Annotated in this window: 7 protein-coding genes; 4 read left to right on the forward strand and 3 right to left on the reverse strand. The window is 65.1% G+C overall.

Annotated features, from left to right (window positions below):
• On the forward strand, positions 1-373 hold a 373-nt coding region (locus EOD07_RS18740), incomplete at its 5' end, for a prephenate dehydrogenase dimerization domain-containing protein (RefSeq protein WP_127236529.1).
• Between the two features lie 366 nt (positions 374-739).
• Here the strand turns inward: EOD07_RS18740 and EOD07_RS18745 are convergent.
• Positions 740-1,663, reverse strand: a complete 924-nt coding sequence (locus EOD07_RS18745; RefSeq protein ID WP_127236530.1) for a sugar kinase — start codon at positions 1,661-1,663, stop codon at positions 740-742.
• 7 nt (positions 1,664-1,670) lie between these two features.
• Positions 1,671-2,669, reverse strand: a complete 999-nt coding sequence (locus tag EOD07_RS18750; RefSeq protein ID WP_127236531.1) for a DUF2125 domain-containing protein — start codon at positions 2,667-2,669, stop codon at positions 1,671-1,673.
• A 119-nt stretch (positions 2,670-2,788) separates the two neighbouring features.
• Between EOD07_RS18750 and EOD07_RS18755 the strand changes: the two genes are divergently transcribed.
• From EOD07_RS18755 to EOD07_RS18765, 3 genes are all read left to right on the forward strand, one after another.
• Entirely contained in the window at positions 2,789-3,310 is a 522-nt protein-coding gene (locus EOD07_RS18755; protein ID WP_040989281.1) for a gamma-glutamylcyclotransferase, read from the forward strand.
• 173 nt (positions 3,311-3,483) lie between these two features.
• Positions 3,484-4,431 (forward strand): aldo/keto reductase, encoded by a 948-nt coding sequence (locus EOD07_RS18760; protein ID WP_127236532.1) that lies wholly within the window; start codon positions 3,484-3,486, stop codon positions 4,429-4,431.
• Positions 4,432-4,513: 82 nt separating this feature from the next.
• Positions 4,514-5,134, forward strand: a complete 621-nt coding sequence (locus tag EOD07_RS18765; protein WP_127236533.1) for a LysE family translocator — start codon at positions 4,514-4,516, stop codon at positions 5,132-5,134.
• A 4-nt stretch (positions 5,135-5,138) separates the two neighbouring features.
• Here EOD07_RS18765 and EOD07_RS18770 read toward each other — a convergent pair whose 3' ends face one another.
• Positions 5,139-5,933, reverse strand: coding sequence for a 1-acyl-sn-glycerol-3-phosphate acyltransferase (locus tag EOD07_RS18770; RefSeq protein ID WP_127236534.1), 795 nt, complete (start codon positions 5,931-5,933; stop codon positions 5,139-5,141).
• Positions 5,934-6,034 lie beyond the last annotated feature (101 nt).

Consider the following 6,034-nt stretch of genomic DNA (forward strand, 5'->3'; position numbering starts at 1 on the left):
CGTCTCGCAGCTGCGGCATATCATCGCCTACAACATCGTCGGCACGGCGGACGATCTGGAAGCGGTGACCAAGAGCGAGGTCATCAAATATTCCGCCTCCGGTTTTCGCGATTTCACCCGCCTTGCCGCCTCCGATCCGACCATGTGGCGGGACGTGTGCCTGCACAACAAGGACGCAATCCTGGAGATGCTGGCGCGCTTTTCGGAGGATCTCGCCTCGCTGCAACGCGCGATCCGCTGGGGCGACGGCGAGAAGCTGTTCGACCTCTTCACCCGCACGCGCGCCATCCGCCGCTCGATCATCGAGGCCGGCCAGGATATCGACGTGCCGGACTTTGGCCGGCAGGCGGTCGAGCATCCGGCCAAATCGTAGGCTTTTCCCTCGTTCTCTGGCGTGGATTTGACCTGCCGGCTCGGCCAGCCTTGGCAGGTGCATGCGCTGGAGATTGGCTGAAACATCCATCGCGATCGTCATCCACGGGCGGAGCAAGGAGCGAAGCGACGCGCGCAGACCCGAGGATCCATGCCGTGACTTCGACGCGCCGCAACAGCGCAGAATTCTGCTCCGCCGCATTCCACGGCTCAGGTCACGGAATGGATTCCAGGGTCTCCGCGACGCCGCTTCGCGGCTGCTCCGCCCTGGAATGACGAGGCTGAACGGCTTCCGCCAACCCCGGCGTTTGTGCCGATTTCGCAGAAATAAGCGAGATAATCTTGCGCTCACAAAACGTGAAAGACTCTACACTTTGGCCGCTGGCCAGTGCGCCGCCATCATGGCCAGCGTCTCGGCCCTGTCCGGCGCGCCCAGCCGGCCGCCGAAGCGCAGGCATTTGAGCGCGGCGGCGGCGCTGGCAAAGCGCAAGGCCTCTTCCATGGGCATGGCCTCGGCGAGGCCGACGGCAAAAGCGCCGTGGAAGACGTCGCCGGCGGCGAGCGTGTCGATCGCCTTGACCTTCGGCGCCTCGACATGGCGCACGCGCCCAGTCGTCCGGTCATGCCACCAGGTGCCGGCCGCGCCGCCGGTCACCGCGACAAAGGCGTCGGTGCGCGAGGCGAGGTCGGCGCAGGCGCTTTCGGGGTCGAGCGCGTGGCCACAGACGATGCGCGCCGCGGGCTCCGAGGCGACGATGTGCGAGGCCAAGGGCAAGAGCCGCTCCAGCACCTCGACGGGTGCTGTATCGGCATCGAGGATCGCCGGGCGGCCGATCGATCGGGCCGCGCTCAAGGCGAGCGCCGCGGCGCCCGGCCAGCGGACATCCACCAGCACGGCATCGAAGGCGGAAAGATCGGCAAGCGGCAAAACCTCGGGATCGGCTTGCGCCTTTTTGTCGTAGAAGGGGACGATGATGCGCTCGCCATGGGCGTCCACCACGATCGCGGCCAGCGCCGATCGCGCGCCGGCGACGCGGCGGATGAGGCTGCAATCGACGCCTTCGGCCTCTATGTCGGCGATCAGCTGGTCGCCGACCGGATCGTCGCCCGCGCTCGCCCACAGCGAGACCTCGGCGCCAAGGCGATGCGCGGCGCAGGCGGCGCTCGTCGCCATGCCGGAGGCGATCTGGACGCCGTCGCTGGCGATGAACTTGCCTTGATGCGCCGGCAGCGTCTCGACGCGCAGGATCGTGTCAAGGGTGAAGGCGCCGACGCTGAGCAGTCTCGCCATCGCTGCTTTACTCGACCGGCTTGATCTTGCCGAGTGGGATAAAGCCCAGCGAAGCCTTGCTCTTGACGATCTTCAGCGGCAGGGACGGCTCCTTGCCAAGCATGGCGATTCCGGCAAATCCCTGCTCGATCTCGCTCTTGTGCTCCGGGATGGCGCCGCCAAGGATGGCGGCCACTGCCTTGGGGTCCTTGAGCTTGATGGTCAGGCTTGCATCGATCAGGCCTTCCGCGTCGATGGAGACCGGCCCGGACACGGTGATGCGCGCCGTTCCCGACGACAGGTCGAGCCTGGCGATGTCGATCGACTGGCCGCGCAGGCTCTTCGGCGGCGCCGCGATCAACGCTACGCCGTTCTTCAGCGTTACGTCGCCACTGCCGTCCAGCGCCGGCAGCACGCGTCCGTCGATGGCATCCGCATTGATCTCCAGATCGCCGAAGCTGCCGACATAGTTGATGTCCTGGCCGACCGGCTGCAGCTGGCCTGCCGCCTTGCCGGCGCTGAACAATTGCATCGGATCCGAGTCGTCCTGCGGGTCGGTCTGGCCGTTCAGGCCTTCAGCCTGCAGCGAAACGCTCCGCGGCAGCGGCCACCATATTTTGACATTGGCCTGCAGTTGGTCCCAGTCGATCCAGAGCGGCGGCATGCCGGGCGCCATCGTCCTCAGCGGCCCGCGCAGGTCGGCGACCGGCGACAGGGGCCCGGTAATCCCGGCGACGGCGTTGAAGCTTCCGGTGGAAGCCGCGACCTTCCGGGCGTCGTCCTCGTAGGCGATGTTGTCGCAGGAGACCGTGAAGCTCATCGGATAACCGCTGACGGAGAGGTTGGCGCAGCCGGCGGCGATGCCCTTGCTGCCCAATCGCGCCACCGCCTGGTCGGCTTCGGTCTTGAGCCTGCCGGCAAGATAGAACCAGCCGCCGCTGTAAATGGCGAACAGCACGACGATGAACGCGGCGAGCCAGAACAGCCGGCTGCGGGGTTTGGGCGATCGCTCGTCACTTGACGTCATGCTGCGGCTCTCGTTAACCCCGGCGAGCGGGCGTTTACCAATACGCAAACAAGCGGGGGACAGAAGAAGCACCTTGTCGGTGCGGTGTCGTTCACTCGAATGCGATCAGGCTTGGCGATATGGGCGATTTTTGGGTTTTTGGCTATGGGTCGCTGATCTGGCGGCCCGGATTTGCCCATGTCGAGACGCGCCGTGCCCGGCTTTACGGCTATCGCCGCTCGCTTTGCGTCTATTCCTTCGTGCATCGCGGCACGCGCGGCCGGCCGGGCCTGGTGCTCGGGCTCGACCGGGGCGGCTCCTGCATCGGCCTCGCCTACCGTGTTCCCGGCAATCTGCGCGACGAGGTGCTTTCCTATCTGCGCGAACGCGAGCTGGTGACCAGCGTCTATCTCGAACGCATGCTGGACGTCCGGCTGCATGGCGGCAGTACGGTCGAGGCGGTTGCCTACATCGTCGACCGGCAGCATGAGCAATATGCCGGGGCGCTCGACGCCGGTCACGCGGCAGGTATCGTTCGCGGCGCTGTTGGCCAATCCGGCCGGAACGAGGATTACGTCTTAAGCACGCTCGAGCATCTCGAGGCGCTCGGCATTCGCGATCACTGGCTGGAAGAGGTGGGCCGTCAGGTCTCGCCTTCGTGAGCGGCTTTTTGTTTACGCAATTCCGGACGCAAAACCGCGACGCACTTTTGCTGGAATTGCTCTGGTCCGATCAAAAAGCAAAACCATGCCTTTGACCTTGTCCGGCCACGACCTAGCTTAGCGGCATCCCATCCTTGGGCGTCAGGCCCGTTCCAGCATCACGGAGATCAGTCTTGCAGAAACGTCGTCTCGGTCGCACCGACCTTTCCATCGCGCCGCTGATCCTGGGCGGTAACGTCTTCGGCTGGACCGCCGACGAAAAGACCTCCTTCGACCTGCTCGACCGTTTCGTCGCGGCAGGCTTCAACGCCATCGACACGGCCGATTCCTATTCGCGCTGGGTTTCCGGCAACAAGGGCGGCGAATCGGAAACCATCATCGGCAACTGGATGAAGAGCCGCGGCAACCGCGATCAAATCGTCGTCATCACCAAGGTCGGCTCCGACATGGGGCAAGGCAAGAAGGACCTCTCCGCCGCCTATATCGAAAAGGCGGTCGACGCTTCGCTGAAGCGGTTGCAAACCGATGTCATCGACCTCTATTTGTCGCACTGGCCTGATCCTGCCACGCCCTACGAGGAAACGCTCGGCGCGTATCAGCGGCTGCTCGAAAAGGGCAAGATCCGCTATCCCGGCTGCTCCAATCTCGATGCCGGCCAGTTGCGCGCCGCGCTCGACGTCGCCAGCCTGCGCAGCCTGCCGCGCTACGAGGTGCTGCAGCCTGAATACAATCTATACGACCGTTCGTCGCTCGACGGACCGCTGCTCGACCTCTGCAAGGCCGAGGACATCGGCGTCATCACCTATTTCAGCCTGGCCAAGGGATTTTTGAGCGGCAAATACCGCAGCAAGGCCGATCTCGGCCAAAGCGCGCGCGGCGAGGGGGTTGCCGGCTACCTCAACGAGCGCGGCATGCGCATCCTTGCCGCGCTCGATGCCGTGGCCGAGCGCCATTCGGCCAAGCAGGCGGAAGTGGCGCTCGCCTGGATCATCGCGCGGCCGGGCATCGCCGCGCCGATCGCCAGCGCCACGACGCCGGCCCAGATGGACAGCCTGATCCGCGCCGCTTCGCTCAAGCTTTCGGCGGATGACATCGGGGCGCTGGACCGCGCGAGTAGCTAGCGCCTTCGTGCACGATCGTCCAAGACGGCCATGACAAACCCTCGTAAGTCCTGTCGCATCGCGGCAAGCAGGAGGGTTCGGCATGGCCGGTGGCATCTTGAACGAGGCGCAGCCCTGGCAACAATTGCTGGCACTCATCGTGGCCGCAACCGTCGTCATGGGCAGCCCGGGACCCGCGACGATCAGCGTCACCGCGGTCGGCGCGGCCTTCGGGCTGCGTCCTTCCCTGGGCTATACGTCCGGCGTGGTGCTCGGCACGATCGCCGTGCTTCTGGCGGTGGCGGCCGGGATTTTCGGCATACTGACATCGGCGCCGGGAGTGGCGCCGGTGCTGGCGATCGCCTCGGCGGCCTACATCCTTTATCTGGCTTTCCGGATCGCGACCGCGCCGCCCTTGACCGAGCGCGGGAGCACGGCGACGAAGCCCGATTTTCTCGGCGGTTTCATGCTCGCCGTCGCCAACCCGAAAGCCTATGTGGCGATCGCCGCTGTCTTCGCCGGCGCCGCGTCGCAGGCCGATGCGCTCAGCATTTCCACCAGGCTGCTGGTGCTTGCCGCGATGATCGTCGCCATCCACGTCGTATGGCTGCTTGCGGGAACCGCTTTCGCACGGTTCCTCCGCCATCCGCTGGCATCGCGGATCATCAACCTGTTGTTTGCGGCGACGCTGGTGCTGGCTACTGCGCTGGCGGCGCTGCGATAGCCGATCAGGTCTTTGCGGCCACGCCGAGTTCCGCCAGCCGCTTCAGCGCCGTCGGCGGCATAGGCGGCGGGTTCGGCGCCTGCGCCGCCTCGACGAGCATCTGATCGCAGGCAGCCTCGGTCTCGCCGATCAGCCGCTGCATGAATTCCTCCTTGCCGAGCCCTGGCGGGATCGGTGGCAGGAAGCGGGCCTTGATGGTGCCTGGATAGCGCAGGAACTTGCGGCGCGGCCAGTAGAGGCCGGCGACATGGGCGACCGGCACCACGGGGACGCCCAGTTGCGAATAGATCTCGACGATGCCGTATTTGTAGGATGGCTCGGCGCCCGGCGGGCGGCGCGTGCCCTCGGGATAGATGATGAGCTGGCGCGGGTTGCGATCCATCTCCTGCCTGGTCGCGACGACGACGGCCTTCAGCGCTTTCGAACGGCTGCCGCGGTCGACCGGGATCATGCGCATCTTCATGATGTACCAGCCGAAGAAAGGGATCCAGGTCAGCTCGCGTTTCAGGATGTAGAGCGCGTCGTCGAGATAGGGGAAGAAGGCGATCGCGTCCCAGAAGGACTGGTGCTTCGGCGCCAGGATGAAGGAGCCTTCAGGCAGGTTCTCGACGCCGGTGATCTCGCTCTTGGTCGCGGCGATCTTGTCATAGAGCCACATTGAGGTGCGCGACCAGAATTTCGGCACGAACCAGGCGCGATGGCGCGGCGACAGGAAATAGAAAGGCGTCCAGAAGATCATCTGGACGATCAGGCTGAGATAGAAAACGAAGTTGAACGCCAGCGAGCGGATGATGAGCATGCAAGGGGCCCGTGAGGAAGTGTGCGTTGGTTACACCAAGCGGCGGCAAAAAGGAAACGGCACTGTGCTCGAACGCTGCCCACTCTTGCTTGCCGTAATTC

Source organism: Mesorhizobium sp. M2C.T.Ca.TU.002.02.1.1, assembly GCF_003997225.1.